Genomic DNA, 1,293 nt, shown 5'->3' on the forward strand with positions numbered 1-1,293 from the left:
GGCCAGGCCTCAGCATTTTATTATGGTGATCCCCTGGGCGAAATGCGCCTGGTAAGCAGAGTTTTTGAAATGTAAGGCCTTTGAATAAGACAAAAGGCTGCCTCATCGCTAACTTTGCAACAGTGCCAATTTATGAGTAAAGGATTATGTCCACGATAAGCACCTGGGTCGATTCCTGGGAGGCGGCCATGAGGGTAGGGAAGCGCCGTCCCGTCAAGTCAGCGTAATGCTCTGCCAGTGTTACAACCAATTAACCAATTCTGATTAGAAAAACTCATCGAGCATCAAATGAAACTGCAATTTATTCATATCAGGATTATCAATACCATATTTTTGAAAAAGCCGTTTCTGTAATGAAGGAGAAAACTCACCGAGGCAGTTCCATAGGATGGCAAGATCCTGGTATCGGTCTGCGATTCCGACTCGTCCAACATCAATACAACCTATTAATTTCCCCTCGTCAAAAATAAGGTTATCAAGTGAGAAATCACCATGAGTGACGACTGAATCCGGTGAGAATGGCAAAAGCTTATGCATTTCTTTCCAGACTTGTTCAACAGGCCAGCCATTACGCTCGTCATCAAAATCACTCGCATCAACCAAACCGTTATTCATTCGTGATTGCGCCTGAGCGAGACGAAATACGCGATCGCTGTTAAAAGGACAATTACAAACAGGAATCGAATGCAACCGGCGCAGGAACACTGCCAGCGCATCAACAATATTTTCACCTGAATCAGGATATTCTTCTAATACCTGGAATGCTGTTTTCCCGGGGATCGCAGTGGTGAGTAACCATGCATCATCAGGAGTACGGATAAAATGCTTGATGGTCGGAAGAGGCATAAATTCCGTCAGCCAGTTTAGTCTGACCATCTCATCTGTAACATCATTGGCAACGCTACCTTTGCCATGTTTCAGAAACAACTCTGGCGCATCGGGCTTCCCATACAATCGATAGATTGTCGCACCTGATTGCCCGACATTATCGCGAGCCCATTTATACCCATATAAATCAGCATCCATGTTGGAATTTAATCGCGGCCTCGAGCAAGACGTTTCCCGTTGAATATGGCTCATAACACCCCTTGTATTACTGTTTATGTAAGCAGACAGTTTTATTGTTCATGATGATATATTTTTATCTTGTGCAATGTAACATCAGAGGGCACTGTTGCAAATAGTCGGTGGTGATAAACTTATCATCCCCTTTTGCTGATGGAGCTGCACATGAACCCATTCAAAGGCCGGCATTTTCAGCGTGACATCATTCTGTGGGCCGTACGCTGGTAC

General features: G+C 44.6%; 1 protein-coding gene and 1 pseudogene. One reads left to right on the plus strand and one right to left on the minus strand.

Features of this window, described 5'->3' with window-relative positions; genetic code table 11:
• A pseudogene (locus tag NBG71_RS18610) lies at nucleotides 1–75 on the plus strand (IS6 family transposase); the annotation flags it as partial.
• Nucleotides 76–264: 189 nt separating this feature from the next.
• On the opposite strand, the gene aph(3')-Ia reads toward NBG71_RS18610, so the two are convergent.
• Entirely contained in the window at nucleotides 265–1,080 is an 816-nt protein-coding gene (aph(3')-Ia, locus tag NBG71_RS18615; protein ID WP_000018329.1) for an aminoglycoside O-phosphotransferase APH(3')-Ia, read from the minus strand.
• Nucleotides 1,081–1,293: the final 213 nt, after the last annotated feature.

Source organism: Proteus sp. FZP2095, from assembly GCF_023701425.1.
Classification (GTDB): domain Bacteria; phylum Pseudomonadota; class Gammaproteobacteria; order Enterobacterales; family Enterobacteriaceae; genus Proteus; species Proteus cibarius.